The 22,851-nt window shown below is 38.7% G+C and carries 14 protein-coding genes; 11 read left to right on the forward strand and 3 right to left on the reverse strand.

What is annotated here, in order from left to right; translation table 11 throughout:
* Window positions 1-28 precede the first annotated feature (28 nt).
* Window positions 29-2,596 carry a porin family protein gene (locus tag MED217_RS05390; RefSeq protein WP_154648912.1) on the forward strand — a complete coding sequence of 856 codons (2,568 nt, stop codon included), beginning with the start codon at window positions 29-31 and terminating at the stop codon, window positions 2,594-2,596.
* Here MED217_RS05390 and MED217_RS05395 read toward each other — a convergent pair.
* Window positions 2,593-4,398 (reverse strand): family 43 glycosylhydrolase, encoded by a 1,806-nt coding sequence (locus tag MED217_RS05395; protein WP_009779470.1) that lies wholly within the window; start codon window positions 4,396-4,398, stop codon window positions 2,593-2,595. The genes MED217_RS05390 and MED217_RS05395 overlap by 4 nt on opposite strands.
* 256 nt (window positions 4,399-4,654) lie before the next feature.
* Here MED217_RS05395 and MED217_RS05400 point away from each other — a divergent pair, with 256 nt between their 5' ends.
* From MED217_RS05400 to MED217_RS05450, 10 genes are all read left to right on the forward strand, one after another.
* Window positions 4,655-5,761, forward strand: coding sequence for an adenylate/guanylate cyclase domain-containing protein (locus tag MED217_RS05400; RefSeq protein WP_009779471.1), 1,107 nt, complete (start codon window positions 4,655-4,657; stop codon window positions 5,759-5,761).
* Window positions 5,762-6,169: 408 nt separating this feature from the next.
* Window positions 6,170-10,459 carry a caspase family protein gene (locus tag MED217_RS05405; protein ID WP_195891555.1) on the forward strand — a complete coding sequence of 1,430 codons (4,290 nt, stop codon included), beginning with the start codon at window positions 6,170-6,172 and terminating at the stop codon, window positions 10,457-10,459.
* A gap of 603 nt (window positions 10,460-11,062) precedes the next feature.
* Window positions 11,063-12,850 (forward strand): ParB/RepB/Spo0J family partition protein, encoded by a 1,788-nt coding sequence (locus tag MED217_RS05410; RefSeq protein ID WP_009779473.1) that lies wholly within the window; start codon window positions 11,063-11,065, stop codon window positions 12,848-12,850.
* A 440-nt stretch (window positions 12,851-13,290) separates the two neighbouring features.
* Window positions 13,291-14,127 (forward strand): DUF932 domain-containing protein, encoded by an 837-nt coding sequence (locus MED217_RS05420; protein WP_009779475.1) that lies wholly within the window; start codon window positions 13,291-13,293, stop codon window positions 14,125-14,127.
* A 747-nt stretch (window positions 14,128-14,874) separates the two neighbouring features.
* Entirely contained in the window at window positions 14,875-15,219 is a 345-nt protein-coding gene (locus tag MED217_RS05425) for a single-stranded DNA-binding protein (protein WP_009779476.1), read from the forward strand.
* A 79-nt stretch (window positions 15,220-15,298) separates the two neighbouring features.
* Entirely contained in the window at window positions 15,299-15,679 is a 381-nt protein-coding gene (locus MED217_RS05430; protein ID WP_009779477.1) for a DUF6876 family protein, read from the forward strand.
* A gap of 11 nt (window positions 15,680-15,690) precedes the next feature.
* Complete coding sequence (locus MED217_RS05435; RefSeq protein ID WP_009779478.1) at window positions 15,691-15,888, forward strand: hypothetical protein; 198 nt, start codon at window positions 15,691-15,693, stop codon at window positions 15,886-15,888.
* Between the two features lie 444 nt (window positions 15,889-16,332).
* Entirely contained in the window at window positions 16,333-16,713 is a 381-nt protein-coding gene (locus tag MED217_RS05440) for a BfmA/BtgA family mobilization protein (RefSeq protein ID WP_187288269.1), read from the forward strand.
* 11 nt (window positions 16,714-16,724) lie between these two features.
* Window positions 16,725-17,756: a MobB family relaxase gene (gene mobB / locus MED217_RS05445; RefSeq protein WP_013071237.1), complete on the forward strand. Its 1,032-nt coding sequence runs from the start codon at window positions 16,725-16,727 to the stop codon at window positions 17,754-17,756.
* Between the two features lie 5 nt (window positions 17,757-17,761).
* Window positions 17,762-19,345, forward strand: coding sequence for a type IV secretory system conjugative DNA transfer family protein (locus MED217_RS05450; RefSeq protein WP_040533272.1), 1,584 nt, complete (start codon window positions 17,762-17,764; stop codon window positions 19,343-19,345).
* Between the two features lie 18 nt (window positions 19,346-19,363).
* On the opposite strand, the gene MED217_RS05455 is transcribed toward MED217_RS05450, so the two are convergent.
* On the reverse strand, window positions 19,364-20,929 hold the full coding sequence (locus tag MED217_RS05455; protein ID WP_009779483.1) for a UvrD-helicase domain-containing protein: 1,566 nt from the start codon (window positions 20,927-20,929) through the stop codon (window positions 19,364-19,366).
* Between the two features lie 5 nt (window positions 20,930-20,934).
* Window positions 20,935-22,815: an ATP-dependent nuclease gene (locus tag MED217_RS05460; protein WP_009779484.1), complete on the reverse strand. Its 1,881-nt coding sequence runs from the start codon at window positions 22,813-22,815 to the stop codon at window positions 20,935-20,937.
* Window positions 22,816-22,851: the final 36 nt, after the last annotated feature.

The raw sequence follows: 22,851 nt of genomic DNA on the forward strand, positions 1-22,851 counted from the left end.
GTGTTGGGTTTCGGTCCTTAATGCGCAAATGATCCTTACGGGCACCGTTAAAGACGAAGCGAATAAAAACCTAAGCGGGGCGACCCTTACCATCAGCAAAGATTCGGTTTCCTCGATTCTGGCCTATGCGATCTCTAAAAGCGATGGAAGCTTTAAAATACGTATCGATAATGCTCCGGAAAAACTCTTTATCAAAGCTTCGTATATAGGCCTTACCACCTTCAAAAAAATACTGGAGCGCAAATCTCAGGAGCTCGAGATCCAACTGCGTCCTTCTTCAGAAGAACTGAAAGAAGTGGTGGTCAAATCAGAAATCATTCAGCGGCGTGGCGATACGCTTAGTTTTTCAGTAGAAGCCTTTAAGGATAAAAACGATCGGGTCATTGCAGATGTTTTACGGAAGATGCCGGGGATTACGATCAAGCCGGGCGGACAAATCTATTATCAGGGTAAACCCATTCAAAAATATTATATCGAAGGGCTAGACCTATTGGAAGGGCGTTACAGCCTCGCCAATGAAAATCTTGCGGCAGACGATGTTTCTAAAGTAGAAATTTTGGAGAACCACCAACCTATAAGAGTATTAGACAGTCTGGAATTTTCTGAACGCGCCTCGCTCAATATCAAACTAAAAAACGACGTCACCCTAAGCGGAACCGCAAAGCTTGGTTTGGGCGCAACTCCGCTATTGTGGGAAGCCAATGTAACCCCGATGCTCTTTAATAAAAAACGCCAGTTTATTGCGAGTTATCAAAGCAACAACACCGGGAAAAATGTAGCCAATCAGGTACGGGATTTCAGCTTCAATCCAGGAGGTTCTACCTACGACATTGCCAAAACAGATTGGGTTTCCTTGCTCAATCCTGCAACGCCACCATTTTCTCAAGACCGCTGGCTCGACAATAATGTGCATTTGGCTTCGGCTAACGGAATTCAGCGATTGAAAAGTGATCTGGACCTCAAACTGAATCTTTCCTATCTCAACGATTACCAGCAACAACAAGGGAGCACACAGACTACCTTGTATACGCCGCAGGATACGGTTTCGATTTCCGAAGTACTAGACAACCGCCTGTTTATAAAGAATGTTCAAGGCAAGGCTACGCTGGAACAAAACACCAAAAAGAATTACCTCAAAAACCAATTGGAGTTTAATACCTATCGAAATACTGAGCGGGGAATGTTGCAACGCACGGATGCAGCGATTGCACAACACTTAAGCACTCCATTTTACGGATTTAAGAATAATTTTGACCTCTACAAAACCTTTGGAAAGCAATTGGTACGCTTCAGTTCGAATACCGGTTTTTCAGAATCTGATCAATTTTTACGGGTGCGGCCTGGGCAGTTTGAAGACTTTTTAAATGCAGGGAATCCGTATGCGGAAAGTCTGCAGAACATCACATCCAAAAAATTATATACCGACAATTCAGCAGGAATGACCAAAATGCTGGGCAAATTTACCACCACTTTAAAACTGGGCGTAGCGCTTCAGAAGGAGTCGTTAACAAGTGATTTGGTTCTGGATGATAGTGATACCCCATTAGGAAATGCTTTTCAAAATGATACCGATTTTAAAACTTCAGAAGTTTACCTCAAGCAAAGTTGGCGCTTTAAGAATACTTCAGAAACCTGGAACATCAGACTAGGCGTGCCGGTGGCTTTTAAAGCATTTGACTTAGAAGGAAGCAACGCGCAAGCGCTTGATGCCTTTGTGTTTGAACCTTCGGTATATATTCAGCACAAACTGGCGGCCAAATGGGAGCTTTCGATCTCAGGAAATCTGGATTATAACTTTGGCGGACTCGAGCGCTTGTACCCTGGATTTATTCTCACCAATTACCGAAACTTGCAACGCTATAACGCGCCTATTTTGGAGCAAGTGACACAGAATTATTCGACGTCTTTAAATTATAGAAACCCGATCAAACGACTCTTTGCCAAGGCTTCCTACAGCTATGGAAAAACTAAAAATAATTTGCTCTTTGGCAGTCAAATAGATCCTAACGGTACCAGCATTCTCGAAGCGGTGGTGCGGGATAATTATGCCAATAGCCACCGATTTAATGTTGAAGCTAGTAAATATTTGAGCCGACTTAATACTTCCCTCAAGCTGAATGCTTCGTATAGCATTTCAGAACGGGAGCAGTTGCTCAATGCAACTTTAGTCAAAAATGAGAATACCAATTTTAACCTGAATGGAAGTTTAGAATCTGAATTGAGTGCCTGGTTAAGTTTGACGTATTCCGGAAGCCTAATGTTTTACAATTCGAAGCTGAACAACTCAGAATTGCAGCAACTCAACACGCAGCAGCATAATGCTGAAGTGTTCTTTTATCCTTGGGAAAATCAATACTTCAGTTTGGGTGGCGAATACTTTAAAAACTCGCTTACCGAAGCCAATCGTAATTACTTTTTAAACCTGAGTTATCAATACACCTTTACCAAAAGGAAGATCGACTTGAAGCTCAGCTGGAATAATATGCTGAATACTGAAAATTTCATCAATGCGTCGAGCAGCGAATTTTACATCATCCAAACCCGTTATGTATTGCGGCCTTCTCAGGTTTTGGCAAGTGTTTCATTTAACTTTTAATCCACTTTGATCACTTGCGTTTGTGGGGAGATCCCATTTTCATTAAAGGCTTCGATCGAAAAGTAATAGGTCTGATCCCTGTCTAAACAACGCATAAAGAGTTCGTGCTCGTCATAAACCAACCACGACTGATATAGTTTATCAGGTGCAATACCCCAACGGATGTTATAGCCTTGTGCATTTTTGACAGTGTCCCAAGTAAGTTGCGCATCCCTGCGGTCGGTTTGTCGGTCTACTTCAAAGCCGTTTACCTTAGCCGGCTTTTTACCATAGCCTGTACCAAAAACGCGAATTTCAGAAAGCGCGAGATTGTTTCCGGGAACTTCAATATTCCTATAGCGCACATACTTAGCTTTTACCGGTTGATTGAGTACCAAATAGGCATTGGGCGTGTCTTTATAACTTTTAGAACGATCGATAACCGTTTGCCAGTTTGCACCATCTTCTGATGTTTCAATGATGAATCTATGTTTTAAGCCTTCCACACGCGTATAGATCCCGCTTTCGTGATCGTGAAAATTCAGCTGTAGTGCATATACGTTTCCGGGTTGAATCATTTTAATCGTTACCCATTGTTTAGCATCATTGGCTTCAGCAACCCAAAACGACTTCGGGTTTTCATCGGTCAATACTTCAGAAAGAATACTTCCGTCAGCATTGGTTTTTTGAGGCAATTCGGTGACTTCAAAAGCTCCATCAGTGATCGTGCTTTTGGTGATTTGCAATTGCGAGGACGAAACGGTCACCTTCCCTTTATACGATAATAACATCCAGCCGTTGTGTTCACCGGCTTTGGTAGGATGGCTCGGTGCAAAACGCGGATAATCCCCATAGCTGGTGTTGGAATACATGAGTCCGTCTTCATCAAAATACGTTGGAAACATACACAGGCGGCGCTCCCAATGCGAGTTAGAAGCCAACGCCATCGTCGCAAAATGCCAGTACTGCCCGTTGGTTTGCTTTACTGTGATCCCGTGGCCCGCTCCGTTGGTAAAGCCTCCGGGTTTAAAACTCATCGGGTTGTTGGGCATATATTCAAACGGACCTAGCGGCGTTTCGCCCACATAGACCCCGTCTCCATAGACATTGAATTGCGTTCCCGGTGCTGCGTATTGCAAATAATACTTACCCTCGTGTTTGGTCATGGAAGCGCCTTCCATATAGCCTTCTTTAAGTGTAGGGTGAAAGTTGTTTTCGCCAAAACGCTCCCAGCCGTGGGCTTCCTCATCCAGATTGATGAGGTCCTTTTTAACGCCGGTTTCCAGCATACGATCGTCTTTATCCAGCATTTTTACGCGAATAGGATGCACATTAGAAGAACCCCAGTACAAATAGGTCTTCCCGTCATCGTCGATAAACAATTCAGAATCCTGAATATTATTGCTTATAGAAGCTACCGGATTCCATAGGCCTTCCTTGGGATTATCGGTGTATAGAATGCTTCCATAGCCAGCAGGATCTCCGGCAAAATAAACCAGCGAATCCTTATAATTAAATGCGGTAGGGGCGTTGCTTCCCTCAAAAAACCACTGCTTGGGTTTAATGAATTCCCAATTAACCAGATCGGTAGAATGCCAATAGCCAAATGAGCGGGTGACAAACAGATAGTATTCCCCGCGGAATTGGATCACCGCAGGATCTGCACCCGAGCGGTACGAAATATTCTTACTCGAATTGTAAACCATATAGGTATAATCAAGATCTAAGGGATTGATATAGCTTTCAGGAATCACGGCTTGCGCCCAACTCGACGAAGTAAGGAGCGAGAGGAGTAGGATAGGAAGTAGCTGTAGTTTTTTCATAGGAGTGTTGATCTTGGTAAAAAGAACAGGGCTTAGGGAGCATAAGACCCATAGCGAAACAAGCCCGGGCTGCAACCCAAGTTTTAAGGTAAAGATAGCGTATATTCTTTGGAAGACGGGCGGAGAAGGGGAGTATGCAGGCTCCATACACCTATCAAACCCAAAGCAACACACCAAAAGTTGAGCTAACCTGCTTGCTGTTAAAGACCTAGGCTGTATTTTAGCTGAGCATAAAACAATAGCCTAGTTAAAAAGCATGGCCCTTTCAGCAAAAACCAACTATCATCTGAAACGGATTCTACCCATTGGGCTCATTTGGCTCTTTATTGGATGGGCTTTTTTATGGAGTGAATATGCCGTGCTGGGAGACGGAGCAAATACGCCCGAATCTGCCATACGCATCACCCCGCGCATTATCGTTTTTGCGAGCATCAGTGTGTTTGCCGTTGGCTGCCTGGTAGGATTTATCGAAGTGCGTTTGATCAATAAACTTTTCGCTAAAAAAAGCTTTCCGCAAAAGTTAGTCGGTAAGTTTCTGCTTTACGCCATCCTGATGTTTTGCATTATGTTGGTCTTCTTTATATTGGCTGCCGCAATTGAGCTACAGGAATCGATCTTCAGCAAAAACGTATTGGACCGCTATGTGCTGTTCTTTTTCAGCATCACCCATATCAGTACAGCAGTGCAGTTGCTCTTCTCTTTGATCGTATCCCTGCTGTATGCCGAGATCAGTGAAAATATAGGCCAACACGTATTGCTCAATTTTTTTACGGGGCATTATCATAAACCGAGGGTGGAGCACCGCATGTTTATGTTTGTCGATATGAAAGACTCTACCAGTATTGCAGAAAAGATCGGGCACAAGACCTACTTTAAATTGCTTAAGGACTATTACCAGAGTTTTTCGGAGGCCATCATCAGGAATTATGGCGAGGTCTACCAATATGTGGGAGACGAGATCGTGATCACCTGGAAGCTGCAGCGCGGACTCCAAAACAACAACGCGCTCCAATGTTTTTTTGAGATGAAAGCCGCATTGCAAAAACGACAACACCGCTTTAAGAAGGAATACGGCCTGCTTCCCGATTTTAAGGCCGCTTTGCATATCGGCCAGGTGACTACCGGGGAAATAGGAGCGTTAAAAAAGGATATCTTTTTTACCGGAGATGTACTCAATACCACAGCACGTATATTGAGTTTGTCTACCGAATTACAACAGGATTTTTTGATTTCCGAATGCCTTGCTAACCAACTTAAAGTCCCGGAAAATCTATGCTTAACCGACCTTGGCATTCAAAGCTTAAAAGGGAAAACCTTGCCGATTCGTATTTTTGCGATTAACATTAAAGAGCCGCTAACTTAGGCCTTAAAGCCACCCAACGCCCAGGCATCCCCCAGGCAAAGCCTAGGATGGTGTATGAAGAGTGTATGAAAACAGCTTTTTTTAGGCTGGAATTTCACATTTTGTTAACACACAGTAAAGTGCTGAATTTTTGAGGGGTAAAGGAGTCTTTCTTTCAAACGGGTTCTTCTCTTTGGAAAATGCTCAAGAAAAGTTTAATATCTTGAATGTAAATTATAACAGAGTATAGCAGAGTCATTTAATGATAGATATACGACGTATATTTATGTTTCGGAGGATAGTCTGAACACTCTTACTAAGACTACCAATTAAAAATTGCAGGAGGTCAAAATATCTATTCCTTTGGCGAGTATTTATCAGATAATAATAATGAGAAGACAATTGAAAATGTACTTGAACATTAAAATCATGAAGACCTTGATTCATTTATTCATGTTCTTAATAGGCACTGCCTGTTTCTCACAAGTTAAAGAACATCAGCCCGGCGTAATACTAAAGGATGTTCACTATGCTCCTGTAAGTGATGTAGTGGTTTTGGAGCAGAGAGATGAGGTGTATTCTGCAGATACCTCAGGTAAAATTATAGTACATGATCAGCAGTCGGGTAAATACTTATCAACCTTTAAAGAAGCAGATAATTATCCCATAGCTCAATTACTAAAGCTAAATGACAAGCAATTGACCGTTATTAAAAAGTTTTCTATAACGCCTAACCAACCGGTTGATTCTGTATATTCTTATGATCTTGATACTAAAAAGATAGTATCAAGATTTGCTTTTAAAGGAACTTTAAATGGAAAAAGTAATGAAAATTATATTGCTGCGGTAGTCGACGCTGATAGTCAAAATGGGATGGTTCTTTTTCAAAAAGACCCTTTTATTCAATTAGATCCTATAAAAACGAGTAAAACAGTACGAGACATTTCGTTTGCACCCAAGGATTCTATATATGCATTCACGCAGAATATCGGGTTTGATTATAAGAACGAATTGGTGGTTCAAAGATTTAATGGTGAGGTTTTACATAAGGAAGAACTTAAAGAAAGTGGCACAACGTATAGGGTGCTTTTTGAAAGTCAGGAGTCATTTTTACTTTTTCAATACGATCAAAATTTAAAGTCTCTGAGCATTTTTAGATACCAAATAGATGGTTTTGTAAAAAATACAGTTTTAGAGACATCATTTTTTACCACTGATTTACGCTTAGAACTATCAGCTGATGGGGATCAATGGGTTGTGTTCTCAGACACAAATACCTTGGAGACTCCCCTAGTGTATGGCCGTCGCATTAAGGACTATTATACCCTTTCAGAATTAAAAATAGAGAAACCCTTAAGTTACCTTTACATAGCCAAACCAAATTTGATTAGAGGCTTTATCACCTCTGATCCGGGGCGTGATGAGCCTCATACAAGTATTGAATTTAATACGCTTACCAACCAATCTCTTGCAACGGGTAGGTCTTTGGCATATGGTGATAACCGTGCTTTTTTTCTATCCAATGGGGATTACATTCTGCAAGAATACCTTTCAAATTTTGAAACTAATATTAGATATTACAAGGCGTCTACCTTTCAAAATAAATATAAGCGATTAAAATTTGGAGACTGGCTCAAACTCAATCAAGGTATTGATCTTTATGACAGGTATTTTGATAAAGGCCAACAAGAGTTTCATCATAATAGTATAGCATTTTTAGGGGAATATAAGGACCAACTTAGACTTATTGACTATAATTTAGATAAGGATACGTTCTCTTACCTGTCACCGGTTTTAAATAAGAGGAAGAGCATAGTTGATTATAGTAGTATAAAAAAACTGGCTATTGTTGTAGACCAACCTTTTTCAATTACTGAATATCCTAGTTTAAGAACTTTGGAGGTATGTACCGAGAAGAGATGCGTTCCTATGGAAGGCTTGTTTCAAAAAGCGGCATTGAGTGAAAACGGGGAGCTTCTTGCTACTATTGATCAAAATTTCTTATTTGAGATACGCAGTGTGCAGTCAATGCAAAGTATCTATAAAGAGCAGCTGATTGAAAAACATCAGTATAAGCTTCTTTCTGTGGATACGACGTCTTTTGCTCTAGCAGTACAACCCCCTTTTAGATTTGACCAATGCGTGAAGTATACGGTGTTCTATGACGTAGATGAACATCAAGATGTAAAGTCTCAAAGAAATGAATGTTTTGAGATCGATGCTTTTACTTTTCAGAACAGCAAGCTTGCCATAGCCGTCGATAACCTCGGAATTTTTATTGACGATCGGTTAATCCCAATAGATCAGGCTAATCCCACGGTTGAACTCTCTTTTAATAAAGATGCCAGTCTGTGTTTCGTGAGCCATGCAAAAGGGAATATTGATATATACGATACTACGAACTACGTTAGGAAAGCACAGTGGATTCTCGAGAATGATGAACGCCAAATGCTGGTAAGTGATTCGGGATATTATTTCGCCAATTTTGAGGCAAGTGATTTGTTGACTCTTGATCAAGAGGCCAATGGCAAGATCAGCGATTATCTAAAGCCTGACGAGGTACTCAAAGTGCTGGGCGAAATTGATCAAGAATACCTCGCAGCAATCGGAAAAGCAGAAGAACTAAGAGCAAGGGCCATAGCAACTCAACAGGCTTCCGTTGATGTTGATATCAACGCTATTCAACTTAATGGTAGTGCCAGTTTAACAACAACAAAACTTGAAAATACGATAAGTTTTGACTTCAATGGAACTCCCGAAGAATTAATTTTTAAACACAACGGAGTGAAGTTGAACAGTGAGCAATGGCACGTAGCCGGAGAGCAAATCAACCTTGATTTTGAAGTAGTAGATACACTTAATTATATAGAGATACTAGACCAGAAAACCAATAATCGAATACTAAGAGCTACAATAAATTACGAGGGTCCTACATTGGAGCCTACGCTTCATGTTTTGGCAGTGGGTGTGTCGCAGTACCGGCAAGCTAATAATAACCTGACCTTTGCAGATAAGGACGCTCTTGATATAGCGAGGTTTTATGGGGATATCCCTAAAGAGGATATTCAAGCCTATTATGACAAATTTTATGCAGAACCCTTGAGTATTCATAATGTTAATGGTGATCTTCAAATGGAAGTCATTAACAGGTTTAGAGAATCCCGTCCATATTTAGAGTATCTAGGGGCAGGTGGCCGTTACTGGTATACCTATGACGCCATTGAAGAGCGCTTTCTATTATATGATTTTAAAAATGCTAAGGTTTCTACTATGCACTTACCGCCTAAGGAGAAGATTGCACCATTATTCTCCGGGAAAGATAATTTTATTAGAACTGTTGATGGCGATGCATTCTATTTTTTGAGTAACGGTAAATGGAACCGGTATGATTTGATAAATAATTCTTTCAAACCAATCGATTTTAGTTTTGATGTTGACCTGCAATATAACAGTACGAATCTCTACCCGCTTAGCGACGAGAGGTGGTTCTTTTACGAGCCTAACTATGATGGCTTAAAGACCAATGTGACCATTACGATATATGATGGTAAGAATAAACAAACGATCAACAGCGCGATAGAAAATGACCAAGGACTCACCTTATTAAAGGTCTCATCAGATGGCTCTCATTTTTTATATAAGGATTTTTTTGAAGGACTTTATCTCTATCGTTTAGAGAATAAATCCTTTAGCTTAATTTCTGCCAGTAAAGAAATTTCAACGGCAACATTAGATAAATACTACATCAATGTAAAAGAAGGTACGATCTCCCGATCTAACGATTCTTATGAGAAGGATCAAAGGCGACTGATTTGGGAAAAATATGATTTTGATTTTCAACTTCTAAAGCAAAAGAGGCTCTTGATCGACATGAATAATGTGTTGGATGCTGTTGTCGACGCTGGTGAGTTATTTGAACTTAGACAAAGGAAAAGTTTAGCTAATAAAGATCAAGTGCTTTTATTGAATAAAGAAGATGTTTACGCGAAAGCGGGGAAGCCAGCTTCTTTCAAAAAAACAAGAGTTACGTATTTATTGAACGAACAGGCCACAAAAAAGGCAATAAAGCAAGCGCTCCAAAGCTTAAAATCTAAAGTGGGGCCCCAAGACCAAGTGATCGTATTTTTCGCAGGTCATGGAGTATTGGATCAAGAATTGAACTACTATTATGCACCACATGATATGGATTTTAATAAGGTAAAAGATTATGGGGTTTCTTTTGACGCTATCATTGCTTCTTTAGGGGAAACGCAGTCTACCAAAATGCTTTTATTGATGGATACCTGTCACTCAGGAAATACGCTGGATATGGATGCTTATGAGATTACTCAGACCAAGGGAAAAGATGGTGAGCGTGGTCGTATTGCCAAGAAGATAGGGAAAACGAAAAACCCTATTAAAGTAAGCGATGTGGTAACCACGTTATTTGATAATTTGAATACGGTTAATGGAGTGACGGTATTAGCTGCATCTTCAGGTCAGGATGTAGCTTTTGAAGCTAGAGATTTGAGTAATGGCGCTTTTACAACCGCGTATTTGCAAGAGGTAAAGTCTAGATCGAATAATAGCATGCAATTACAAGCTGAAGATGTGCCGGCAGTAAGCCTTTCGCCAAAGTTTATCAGTGACCTACGCGTCAAGATCTTAGAACTTACTCACAATAAACAAGAAATGGACATAAGAGAAAGAAACGAGCTTACCACAATACGCTTGTGGTAAGGATGCTTGTTGATACGCGCTAATAGTGTTCTTTAAGACTTTAAAAGCGCCCCATTAAAGAGAATACATAGAAAGCGGTAGGAGACTATGAGATGTATATGAATTTTTATCTAAAGCAAAATCTTCGGTTGATTTAGTGCATTTCTGACCATCAGGATAGGTTGAATGCTGTTCAACAGCACCTGAGTTCCCTAAGGCTTGAATATTGTCTAATGCGTTAATCTTGCAAAGATAAGGGGGAGTTTATAGGCTTTAGGTAATTTATATAAAAGTGCAACTATTTTCCGATACAATATCTAACTTTCCTTTGTTTACAGTAGTTTAAAAGGCTTGAGGTGTAAATGAGGTGCAAAAGGAAAAATTGTTGATAAAATTAATACAAACAACCTCAAAATTAATGTTGAGTGAAATTTATGTAGTAAAGATAGTTTATAATCATACAATATTCCCGAAAGTTAAACTCGTAAAATACTTCCATCAAAAGACTACGGCATAAAGCCATCGCTTCTGCCACTACTCATTTATTCCGTTTCCTTTTGAGCCAAGATTTTATCTTCCGTTTGGTTTCTGCTCAAATATTGTTTAATCAAAAATTTGAGTATTATGACAACAAAAGTGAGTACAACAAAGAAGCGCAATAGAGCAAAATCTACTGCTAAGAAAGAAGTAAATGGAAAGAAATCATCCGTACATCAAATTCAGAATCTGTCCATCGGCAACATCAAGCCTGACCCAGAACAGCCGAGAAAGACATTTAACGAGGATGCGTTAAAGCAGCTTTCTGAGAGTATCGAAAAGCACGGTGTGTTGCAACCAATTACGGTTAGGCAACTAAATGGCCACTACGTCATCGTGATGGGCGAAAGAAGGTATCGTGCAAGTAAATTGGCAGGTAAGAAGACTGTGCCCTGTATCGTAAGAACTTATGAGAACAATGATGTTCTGGAAGTTCAAATCATCGAAAATCTGCAAAGACAGGATGTCGAGCCTACCGAAGAAGCTGAGGCGATTGCTTACCTGAGCGAGAGATATGTACCTACCGAAATTGCAAAGCGATTGGGTAGAACGAATAACTTTATCAGACAACGCCTAAAACTGGCAGGTTTGATTGAAGGTTTTAAACAATTTGTCCGCAATGGCGAAATGACTATTTCTTTGGGTGTTGGTGTTGCACTTTTTGAACCAGAGGAACAACAGATGATGTTGGAAACGATGGGCGAAGATTTTAATGCACATCAAATCAATAGGATGATTAAAGACCAGACCTTTGACTTGGAAAAGGCATCTTTTGATGTAACTGATAAGAAGTTGGTGCCGAAGGCTGGATCTTGTGTAGAATGTCCGTTCAATGCGGCCAATCAAGGTAATCTGTTTGGCGACGGTAAAATGGTCTGTACCAAAGCAACTTGCTTTGAAACAAAGAAAAGCAAGTCGTTCTTGAACTTGATTGAGAAATCGAAGAAAGAGAATATTCTCTTGATTCCTGAAATACGACAGTACTGGGCAGATGACGAAAACAATCAGCTCATTATTTCACAGTTGGAAAAGAATGGTTTGAAAGTCTATTTACTGGATGATGTTGAAATCATCGAAAATCCAATTGAGCCAACAATTGAGGCCATCAAAATAGAATATCAACATTACGATTATTCAGAAGATGAATTAAAAGCTGAGCTTAAGGAAGCCATTGAGAACTACGAAGAAGAATTAAAAAATTACAATTCAGCAACTGACAATGGATTTGTAAATGGCATCGTTTTCCATCCTGAGACCTACCAAAACAAAAAAGTGTTTGTCAAGGTCATTGAAAAGTCAAAAGATAAATCCACGGAATATTCTGCACCATTGGCCAACAGAAAAATGGCAGATTGTACACCCGAAGAACAAATCGTGAAAATCAACGAAAGGGAAATCCGCAAGAAGCACATCGAGAACAACAAGCAGTTTGAAGAAGTTGTCCAGATGATTCGTGAGACAGACTATATCGATACCAAAAAAACACTTTCGGTAGATGAAATGGTTGCCTTTTCAATTTCGCTATTTGAAAACAACGTCGATTATGTAGGTCGGCAAAAGCACTTTTCCAAGTTTTTAGCGGGTACTTCGAAGATGACAGATGTTGAAGTTGTTGAACATTTCAAGAAGAATTTCAAAAAGGAAATTTTCCACAAATTGATTCGCTACATACTTACGAGACAAGTCCATTTTGGTGAAAGCAACCACGTCAACAATCTGACGAATATTTCATTCTACAATGCGATGCAGGGATATTACAAATCCAAAATTGCAGGCATTGAGAAGGAATATGCCGAAAAACGAGACAAGCGTGAAGCACGTTTGAAAGAGCGCATCACAATTCTTGAAAAGAAAATTCAGGAACTCAACGATTAGCTTTTGTTGTTTTGAAGAAGGGTCGGCATTTGTGCTGGCCCTTCTTCTTTTTTATGATAGTACCTAAAAATGTATTTACGAGGAAGTGGTTATCAATCAATAGTTAGCGCAAAGGTAAACTCGTAAAATACACCCATCAAAAGACTACGGCATAAAGCCGTTGCGCGCATTCCATTCCTCATTTATTCCGTTTCCTTTTGAGCTGTGATTTTAGCTTCCGTTTGGGTACTGCTCAAATATTGTTTAATCAAAATATATCATTATGAAGGAGTATCCAACAAGCCCAAAATTTCGCTACAAGAAGCTGAGGCACATTATCAATCCAACAAAAAAAAATACACGATTGAAGGTGCAGAAAGCCATTTGGCCTATTACAGAGAAAAGTATCCAGAGTATTACGCTGTGCTATCACAAAACGTTTAACCTAAAATTCAAAAGTTATGTATTTACAAAATTTGCAACAAGATGAAATTTTCGTTTCCAATGAAATGAAATCCTTGAAAAGTCTGACCCAGATGGAATCCCGACGAGGGCTTGAAAATGCCATCATCTCAAATGGAAAAATCGTTAACGTGGTATCGAACAGTTACGGGCACATTCCGAATCAATTGTTCTTCAGGAAAGCTGAAGAAATGTTGACCGATGCACAACTGAACTTCCACAAGCGCACCATCAATAAAAACGATAGGTCGTTCATCACAGACTTCATCATCGACGATAAAAGCCAATTTACGGTCAAAAACGATAAGGATTTGATACTTCCGATGCTTCGGTTCAAAAACTCTTATGATGGTAGTGAAAAGACCTCTGGCCATTTTGGGTTTTATAGAGAAGTGTGCTCAAACGGTCTGCACGTTTCACAAGCAGAAATTGAGTTTTCCATCAAGCACAGCAGGAACAATACCGACCTCATTATGCCGAGGTTGAACAATCTGTTCGATAAGTTTCTGGATAATGAGTTCTACACCATTACCAAGAAATTCGATAAAATGAAGGAATTTAAAATCATCGACACACAAGAGTTTGTGAAAGCAGTTCTCGATAAAACAAAACTTTTTAGATACGAGTGTAGCGACAAGAACAGCGACCCTTCAAAAAAGTCTCGTGAAGTCATTGAGATATTGAACCACGAAGCCTTGTTGCTCAATGAAGAACCGAATCTTTGGCTGGGCTATAATGCATTCAATTCTGTACTTCATAATGTTTTGAAGAAAAGTTTCGGCCAACAAGAACGGTTGGATAAAAAGCTGTTTGATGAAGTCTATGCTATGGCATAAATTAAATAAAGGTTTGTCCAGTACCTTAAACTGGATGGCTATATGGTAAGCATTTACTTCCAATCCCACTCAGCACATTCCCCTTCATTCCGTTACTCTTCATTTCGGGAAAAGAGCTTCACTACAAAGGTCTTGGACACAATCCCTAATTTCAGCTTTCCATTCCGTTAACCCTTTCCGCTATGCTGGAAAGGAACACTACATTCCCGAGCCAAAATTGTGAATAGAGTCCGCTTTTTCATCGGAAAGCCATCACTTCGATTTTATTAACAGGATTTTCGGTGCGGTCTTCTTGAGCCGTCACTCGAAAATCCTTAAAAACCAAACCGCTGTCTTACACATTTTAAGGGGTTTATAATGGATAAAGCCTTTGTTGTTTTTCGGGGCGTCGAAAAACAGGAACGACATAACCAATTCTAAATTAAACCCAGCCACTCATTTCGCTTAACTGTCGGTACGCTCAAATCGTAACCGGATTTAAAAGAATTGCTAATGCCCTTATGGAACTTGTCAAGACTGTACAAAGTTTTAGTGAAAAATAAGGAATCTACTTCCTTGAATCCCACAAAACGGCGGGATTACTACGTCGCAAACACACCTGATTTATTCCCTAAAAGTCTTGACAAAACCCACTCTATCCATTGTGCGATGCACGAAAGAAAAGAACAAACACCCCTTAAAATTTAATCTGAATTGAAAAGGGAAATATTAATCAAGCCTTTAAAGGGCATTTAAAACCATTTAGTTATGAGTTCTATTAGAAATCACGTACAGTTGATTGGAAACGTTGGACAAGAGCCAACCATTACGAACCTTGAAAGCGGAAAGAAAGTAGCCCGCTTCTCACTCGCTACGAACGAGTATTACAAAGACAGCAAAGGCGAAAAGCAAACGGACACCAACTGGCATACCGTAGTGGCTTGGGGCAAGACTGCTGAAATCGTTGAGAAATATGTCGAAAAAGGCAAAGAAGTAGGAATCACGGGAAAACTAAAGACCCGAACCTATACCACGGACGATGGAAACCAACGCTATGTTACCGACGTGGTAGCAGATGAAATCCTTTTACTTGGAAGCAAAAGCGACAAGTAATCTTCAAAATTAAAGAGGGTGTTTCCGTCGAAAGATGCACCCTCTTTTTCATTATCCATTAATTAAAATTAAGATAACAATGAAAGCACAAGTTAACGAAATCAAAGAGCGGTTGCAATATTTTAATGGAACAGAAATGTTCTATCAAATCCCGCTATTGAAAACACGATTTACCGATGGATTGAAATATCTTTCCGAGGTTGCCGAATGTTTTTGGCTTATTACGGATGCTTCCGTAATTGCAAAAAGTCTGATGAACCGAAGCGAATTTATAACCATCGACTTTAAAAGGTTGCCCGAAGAAAAACAGGATTATTCGGGTTACGAAGCCGAAATAATTTACAGCGATGGAAACGATAACATTTTGGAAAAACACGGCTATCGTGCCACCGATTTTCCACTCGATGAACTGCGGTTGTTTTTTGTAAATGATACGCTGATGTCACCAAGTGAATATTAAAATCTATCGCTATGGTATATCTCAATTTTACAGACTTGAGCGAGGAAGCTCAAAACCGACTTTTGGAAACGTCCAAAGAAGATGTGAAGCGAAAATTTGGGGATAGCATTCGCAAATACGTAAAAGAAAATTATGGCTGTTTTGAAACGTTGATAGAGGAAGAAGCACTTAGAAATTTATATTCCTATACCTACGTTTTCAATATATAGTTTTCGGCAAAAATGAAGCAAGCACCTCTAAAATTTTAGAGGTGTTTTTGTATGCAATTACATCTACATCAAAAAAAATTACTATTTTTATTTGGCTGAAATTCAGCATTCAAATTAAAGTAAGGTTATCCACTTTTCGACTTTCGCCGATACCCTTACACATCGAATAAATAACATATCGGAAAATCATTTTCCCTGAAAATGGCAATCGGCTTTTTAGCCGGATTGTATGGATTTTTGTCACGCGCAAGCGTGACGAAAAGGAATAGCAAGAGGGTAACGGGCTGCGCCGCGTTACATATTCCATTTTCGTTTTAATCCATTGATTTTTAATTAGTTAAAAACAAAAAGGATTTAAAATTTCCAACAATTTGCGTCAAATGGTCTTGGAACACCAGTAAACAGGGATGGATTTACGTCAAATCTTTAAAAAAGCGAAAGGAAATGGATTCATTCATCACTATCAGGTTCAAAAGAAAAACTGCCAAGCGGTTTCAGGAATTTTCAAAGATGCACTTTAAAACACACACCGAAGCGATGGAAAACATCCTTGATTTTTTCCTATATAATGAGATTTCCCCAAAGGAAAAATTGGGACCAACAGGACGTACTATCGAGGCTAAATTACTCAAAAGAATCAATGCGGTCATCGCCATAATGCGTGATGTAGAAAAAACCCAAACCAAACCTACGGTCGCAATGTTGCAATCCCTTTTTGTGATGGAAGAACCTAACAAAAAGCCATTGATAGTTGAAAAGAAATATGCCGAAGAAAAGAAAGAAGTACGCTTCCGCGAAAGGCGTAACATTAAGAACGAACTATAATTTTTTCAGCTATGTATATCACAATAACACCTCAAAAAATGGGCGGTAATTTTTCCAAAAGTTCGGCAGATTTTGTTGGCTATTTAGAGAAAGAAAATCAAGGTCTGGAACAACAGGATATGGAACATTTTTTCAATCAATACGGCGATGAGATTTCTGCTGAGGCAGTCATTAGGGAAATCGATGGGAATACCGCAAAATTGGAAAAACACGAACCAAGATTCTATTCAATTACTATTAGTCCTTCAAAATATGAATTGCAAAAACTTCAGAACAGCAGCGAAGATTTAAAACGATACACCAGAGAACTGATGAAAGATTATGTGGCTTCATTCAATAGGGAAATCAAAGGGCGACCGGTTAACATCGATGATATAAAGTACTACGCAAAAATAGAGCATCAACGCACATTTAAAGGGACAGATTTTCAGGTAAAAGAGAACCAACCGTATGCCACGAAAATTCTTCAGCTCAAAACGGAAATCCGAAACGTTCAGGAAGGACGAGCTGAGGGGAATATTAAAAAGATGAAAAAGGAAATAGCAAAATTGGAAAAACAAGCGCCCCACCAACAAAACGGAAAACGGATAGTCCAGGGAATGCGAAAAGATGGAAACCAGAGCCACATCCATATTGTCGTTAGCCGTAAGGATGCGTCCAACAGATTCAGTTTATCGCCAGGAAGCAAATACAAAGCATCCGATGTGAAGTTGAATGGGGAAACCGTAAAACGGGGTTTTAACCGAGACAAGTTTTTTGAAAGAGCAGAAAAAACATTTGATAAGACTTTTGGCTATAAGCGAAACTTTGCCGAGACCTACAAAGCCCGAAAGGATTTTGTTAAAAATCCCAATCTCTATTTCGCCGCCTTGATAAAACTTCCAGCTAACGAAAAAGCCTTGGCTTTTAAAATGATAGCAAAAACCGGATTGCCGATAGTGCCAAATATTCCAGTTAGTCAAACACAGGTTGCACTTCGGGTTCTTAAACGGTTGAGACGTGGTGCTGAAATAGCAATCAAATCAAGTTCCATTGGAATTTAATGTGTATGCAGGTGGATAATCTCATAACGATACTTTCAATTATTGGTCTGGCCAGTTGTATTTTCTATGCAGTTTTTCGGATAAGTCGGTATGCATTCATCATTAATTTTCTTGTGCTTGGTGCGATGGTATTTTATTTGAACGAGGAAAACCGACTGATTCTGATTTCTCTCTATCTGGGTTGCCCTCTCATATTAATTAACATAGGAATGTATGTGTTCCTGCATAAAACTGACAAGCCGACAAATGGCGATAGCAAATATCAGGTCAGCTTTACCACCACTAAGGGCAATTTCAAACTGGATAACATCAAACGTGGTGCATCCATCATCGGTTCCGCTGGAAGTGGTAAGACCGAAAGCGTTGTGTATGGATTTCTGAAACACTTCCGGAAAGATAGCTTTTGCGGAATTATCCACGACTATAAGGATTTTGAACTGACCGAAATGGCATATCCACTTTTCAAGGATAGCGATATCCCGTTTAAGGTCATTTCCTTTGATAAAATCATTCACAGGGTAAATCCTATCGCGCCACGCTATTTAGAGAACGAGGAAAGCGTAAACGAGGTGTCGAGAGTGTTAATCGAAAACCTTTTAGAGCAAAGAGAAAGCGGAACAACAGGAACAACAAAGTTCTTTAACGATGCAGCTGAAGGTTTGATTGGTGGGTTGATTTGGAAACTGAAAACCACCTATCCACAATTATGCACACTTCCACATTTAATTGCCATCTACCAATATCTGGACACGGACAGCCTTATCCAGTTCTTGGAAACCAATACCACATCAAGGGCAATGGCAGATGCTTTTATAAGTGGAAAGGATTCGGATAGACAAACGGCTGGTGTAAAAAGTACCCTGGCCAATGCGCTGAAACGCATTAGTACACAACGGATTTTTATGGCGTTGTCCGCGGATGAAGTGCCGCTCAATATAAACAATGAGCAAAATCCAGCGGTCATTTCAATAGTCAACAACCCGAAATTTGAAACATCATATTCGCCTGTTATTGCCACCATTATTCACACCATAACCAAACAAATGAGCGTGCGAAACAGCAAGCCGTCTTTTTTGCTGATGGAAGAAGCGCCAACCATACGGTTATTGAATATGCACCGGATTCCGGCCACGCTTCGGAGTTATGATATTGCCACTATCTATGTGATGCAGGACAAGATCCAGAACGATATGATGTATGGCGATAAGGCGAGCAAAGCTATTCTGAGCAATCTATCCTATCAGTTTTTTGGTAAGGTCAATGACCCAGACACCGCAAAATATTACGAACGCTTTTTTGAAATCATCAAGAATCCTACAAAAAGTATTAGTCGAGGGCATAACCTTGATTTTGATACCCGTATTACCACGGGCGAAAAGGAAACCCCAAAGATTAGGGCTGATATATTTTTTAGATTAAAGCAGGGCGAATTTATCACCTATGCAGATGGGAAGGATAAGAAAGTACAGTTCAAACTATCTAAAATCAACAGGCAACTACCAGAAGGAACCAAGCAATATTCAAGTGCTGATATGAACGCTAATTTTGAGCGGGTTTATGCTGAAGTGCGGTCGATATTCCAGAATTAAGTAAACGCTATTGATAGCTTAAATTAAGCTGGGAAACTGTAGGGTTGGTGTATCGATTTCAACACCCAAATTATTTAACTTTTGTTTTGTATTATCTGAAATGGACTCTAAACAAGCAATGCATAATACTTTTCTTGCTCTGCTAAAAGCAACATAACCTAACCTGGGATAATCACTTGTTCCCCTGTCAGAATGTGCATCTCTGAAATCTGTACTCGTTTCCAACCATAGATTGAGCTCGGCTTCATTTTTTGCTACTGCAAGGATGGCATCTAATTCAAGTCCTTTAAACCTATGAATATTTGAAACCATTATGGCTTCTGCATTGGTATTAGAAACGATGATTTGACGCAGGTTTTCTAATTTGAAAGGAATATCATTTTTTATAATATAGCCAAATGTATCTTTAACAAAAATGGCGAAAGAATTTTCATTAGTTATCATTTCTGAGCGAATAGCACGTATGATTTGAACAGCCATTATTCTTAAATCAAATGGTGTTAATCCGTGAGCTTCACAAAACGCACTTTGATTAGTTCCCAACGATGATAGTAGTGTGTCTTTTATTTCAGAAACGGCTGAGATCTTTGCAGACTTATCAGGGGCAAGAACATTCCCATTTAAAGCAGCAATAGCTTTTTTAACTACGTCATTTTTTTTGGCAATTATGCCGCGTTCTTTATGCGGAATATTTTCTTTTTCACATCGGGCAAAAAATTCAGGTAGCATCGATGTAATATTTTGGGTTGCATTTATAAACTTTACAGGTGTGCCAGGTATCTCGTTATGGCAATGTTGCTCAAATGTATTGTCCTGGTAAACTCGTTTGCTAAAGTTGTTTAAAAAAGTTACAATCGTCTTTACAGAGCGTCTATTCGTTTTATTTAGCTCGGTCTCATATTGATTCATTCGTGAAGCTTTGAGAATCGGGATATTTTGGAAGTTTTTAATGGAAGAATCAAAGCTTTGAATGTATTGTTCTGGGTCGCCTACGCAATATATTATTGTCTTTTTTTCCTTTCTAAGAGACTCTATAATAGAAAACATCTTATTTCCAGTATCTTGAAATTCATCGACATATAAAAACTGAATTCTGTTAGACAACATCTCTTTTATTCTTTTGTTCGTTATAGCTTTTTCAGCTAAGCTGAGCGTTTGGTCGTAAGTAATGTAGCCGTTTTTATGAAGAGAAGTTGTCAATCTACTTTTTATATAATTTTTGGCTTTGTAGTCAGGTGTCTCGCCACTATTATCAAACATTCTTTTTAGAACATCATCCGTTCCACATTGAATAAATAATTTTTCACCATTGACATCATCATTATGTAAACTTGAATACGGTATAACAATAAATTTATTCAAGAAAGAATGTATGGTCCCGATAAATAAATTAGGTGGTATGGCTATTTTCTTACCGAGCCGTTTCTTTATATTTTTTGTAGCCGAATTGGTATAGGTAACAACTATCATATAGCGATGTCGTTCCAATAATTTTAGAGCTTGGATAATTTCATCAACCATACCGTGGGTTTTTCCAGCACCAGGTCCAGCAATTACAAGTTTTGGTTTACCCACATTTACCATATTTTTTACATTAAAGGGTCTAAGAATTTAATTCCGTCCTCTATATATTTTGGGATTGAAAAACCGCTTTGGTCTTCAGTCAACGACAAAGAAAGTTGTAAGGCAAACTCACTTTTATAATCTTCAATCAATGCAAAATATTCTTCGATATCAATATCATTTGTGCCTAATTCTTCTACATATTTTTTTCCTGCATTCGGTCGTACTATTGGAATCACTTTGCACAAAATAGTCTTACCACTTCCAGATTTATTGCAGTTTATTAAATCCTTTTCAAATGTAGATAACTGAGAAATTTGGATATCTATTTCGTTTACGCCATCATATTTATTTTTAAGTTCTTGTGCTCTATTTTCAGATTGAGTCCCAATATCGCTATCCGTAAGAACTAAGCATTTAGTATGAAAACCATTCACAATTATTTGAAGAAAATTCTTAAATGCAAGCCCATTGACATTTACTACGGCAGTTGCAGATTGGTCAATTGTTTCGCCAGTCTGGATTTTATAGAATAAAGGAAAGAGAAGTTTCTCAGAAATTCCTTCTACCAATGCCAATCGTCTTGAATAAAATAAATTGACATTTTCACTATCAAGGTATTTTTTGAGGTAGTTTACCTGTCTTTTCTCTTCAGCTGTAGTTCCAAAACCATCTAATATATAATGAGCTTGAACATTGCCATTTTTGTAATGAAGGACAACGGTGTTATCGAAATCTATTTTGGTTGTAATATGGTTGGAATGTGAAGTTAGGATCAGTTGTATATCCTTTCTATAAGTACCATCCTCTTTTTTTATGAGCCCTTCAAGATTTGAGGCTAAGTGATTTTGAAGATTTGCGTGAAGATGTGCCTCTGGTTCTTCAAGTCCCACGATTCTAAAAAAAGTGGACTGTGCACGCTCTGGGTCTTCTATAAATGATAGTATCAACGAAATGAACAAAAGGTTATTTCGCCCAGTTCCATTACGTTCAATTTTTATAGGATTATCATTGTAAATTAAGCTCAATTTTCTAAGCAAGTCTGAAACATTTGGAAGAGAGAATATTAGGTCAACAACGTTATTGGACGTTTCCGTACTTAATGAAATTTTATCAAGTTGTTCAGAAATGCGATTTTTTATACCTGAAATAGCCACATTTTGTTCGATAGCTCTTTGAAGACCCACTAACCGCTTTTTCAAATCTTGATAATCGGTTTCCTCATTTGCATTTAAAACTCTAAACAACAGCCCATTATTTCTACTCGCCGAAAGTTCGGATTTTGCATCCCTCAATGCATCAAGTAGCTCAAATTTTAGTTGGTTTAGATGGTAGGCGTTTGCCAAGCTTTCATTTTGGTTACCACCGTGTATGCGATAATGGTATTTTGAAATTGGAAAATTTATTAGAATTAGTATTTCGCTTTGGGGTATTTTTTTAAATTCTTCAGGTCCTATTTCTTTTTCGTAATCCTGAAGAAATTGCCTTTGTAGGGTTATTTCTTCAATTTTATCAAAAGATGATATTGGTGCGAACGTATAAGTAAGTGTGGCCTCTGTAAAATCAGAATTACTCATCCAGTCTGTTATTACAGCCTCTTGTTTTAAATCCCAGTCTTTAAGTGTAGCTTTTATTACAATTTTAGGATATGAAATATTCTTTGGTTCAATAGAAGTATCAAGGATTGCTTTTTTAAGTTCCAGAATAGTCTCGTAATTAAAGTCTGAAATGTCTAACATACGTCTTTTGAAGAAAGATACTTCTTGGCTGAATATTAAACCTAATGAATCCAAAAGGTTGGATTTACCGATATTATTTTCGCCAATGATTTGTGTAACTGGTTTTAGTTGTACAGTAAAATTTTTAAAGTTTCTGTAGTTTAATATTTCAAGTTGGGATACATACATATAGTAATCGAAAGGTTATTTTTAGGTTATAAATTT

The sequence above is a fragment of the Leeuwenhoekiella blandensis MED217 genome (assembly GCF_000152985.1).
GTDB lineage: Bacteria > Bacteroidota > Bacteroidia > Flavobacteriales > Flavobacteriaceae > Leeuwenhoekiella > Leeuwenhoekiella blandensis.

Coding starts and splice junctions, on each gene's coding strand:
- MED217_RS05390 (WP_154648912.1), top strand. CDS start 29: ATGATCCTTACGGGCACCGTTAAAGACGAAGCGAATAAAAACCTAAGC.
- MED217_RS05395 (WP_009779470.1), bottom strand. CDS start 4,398: ATGAAAAAACTACAGCTACTTCCTATCCTACTCCTCTCGCTCCTTACT.
- MED217_RS05400 (WP_009779471.1), top strand. CDS start 4,655: ATGGCCCTTTCAGCAAAAACCAACTATCATCTGAAACGGATTCTACCC.
- MED217_RS05405 (WP_195891555.1), top strand. CDS start 6,170: ATGAAGACCTTGATTCATTTATTCATGTTCTTAATAGGCACTGCCTGT.
- MED217_RS05410 (WP_009779473.1), top strand. CDS start 11,063: ATGACAACAAAAGTGAGTACAACAAAGAAGCGCAATAGAGCAAAATCT.
- MED217_RS05420 (WP_009779475.1), top strand. CDS start 13,291: ATGTATTTACAAAATTTGCAACAAGATGAAATTTTCGTTTCCAATGAA.
- MED217_RS05425 (WP_009779476.1), top strand. CDS start 14,875: ATGAGTTCTATTAGAAATCACGTACAGTTGATTGGAAACGTTGGACAA.
- MED217_RS05430 (WP_009779477.1), top strand. CDS start 15,299: ATGAAAGCACAAGTTAACGAAATCAAAGAGCGGTTGCAATATTTTAAT.
- MED217_RS05435 (WP_009779478.1), top strand. CDS start 15,691: ATGGTATATCTCAATTTTACAGACTTGAGCGAGGAAGCTCAAAACCGA.
- MED217_RS05440 (WP_187288269.1), top strand. CDS start 16,333: ATGGATTCATTCATCACTATCAGGTTCAAAAGAAAAACTGCCAAGCGG.
- mobB (WP_013071237.1), top strand. CDS start 16,725: ATGTATATCACAATAACACCTCAAAAAATGGGCGGTAATTTTTCCAAA.
- MED217_RS05450 (WP_040533272.1), top strand. CDS start 17,762: ATGCAGGTGGATAATCTCATAACGATACTTTCAATTATTGGTCTGGCC.
- MED217_RS05455 (WP_009779483.1), bottom strand. CDS start 20,929: ATGGTAAATGTGGGTAAACCAAAACTTGTAATTGCTGGACCTGGTGCT.
- MED217_RS05460 (WP_009779484.1), bottom strand. CDS start 22,815: ATGTATGTATCCCAACTTGAAATATTAAACTACAGAAACTTTAAAAAT.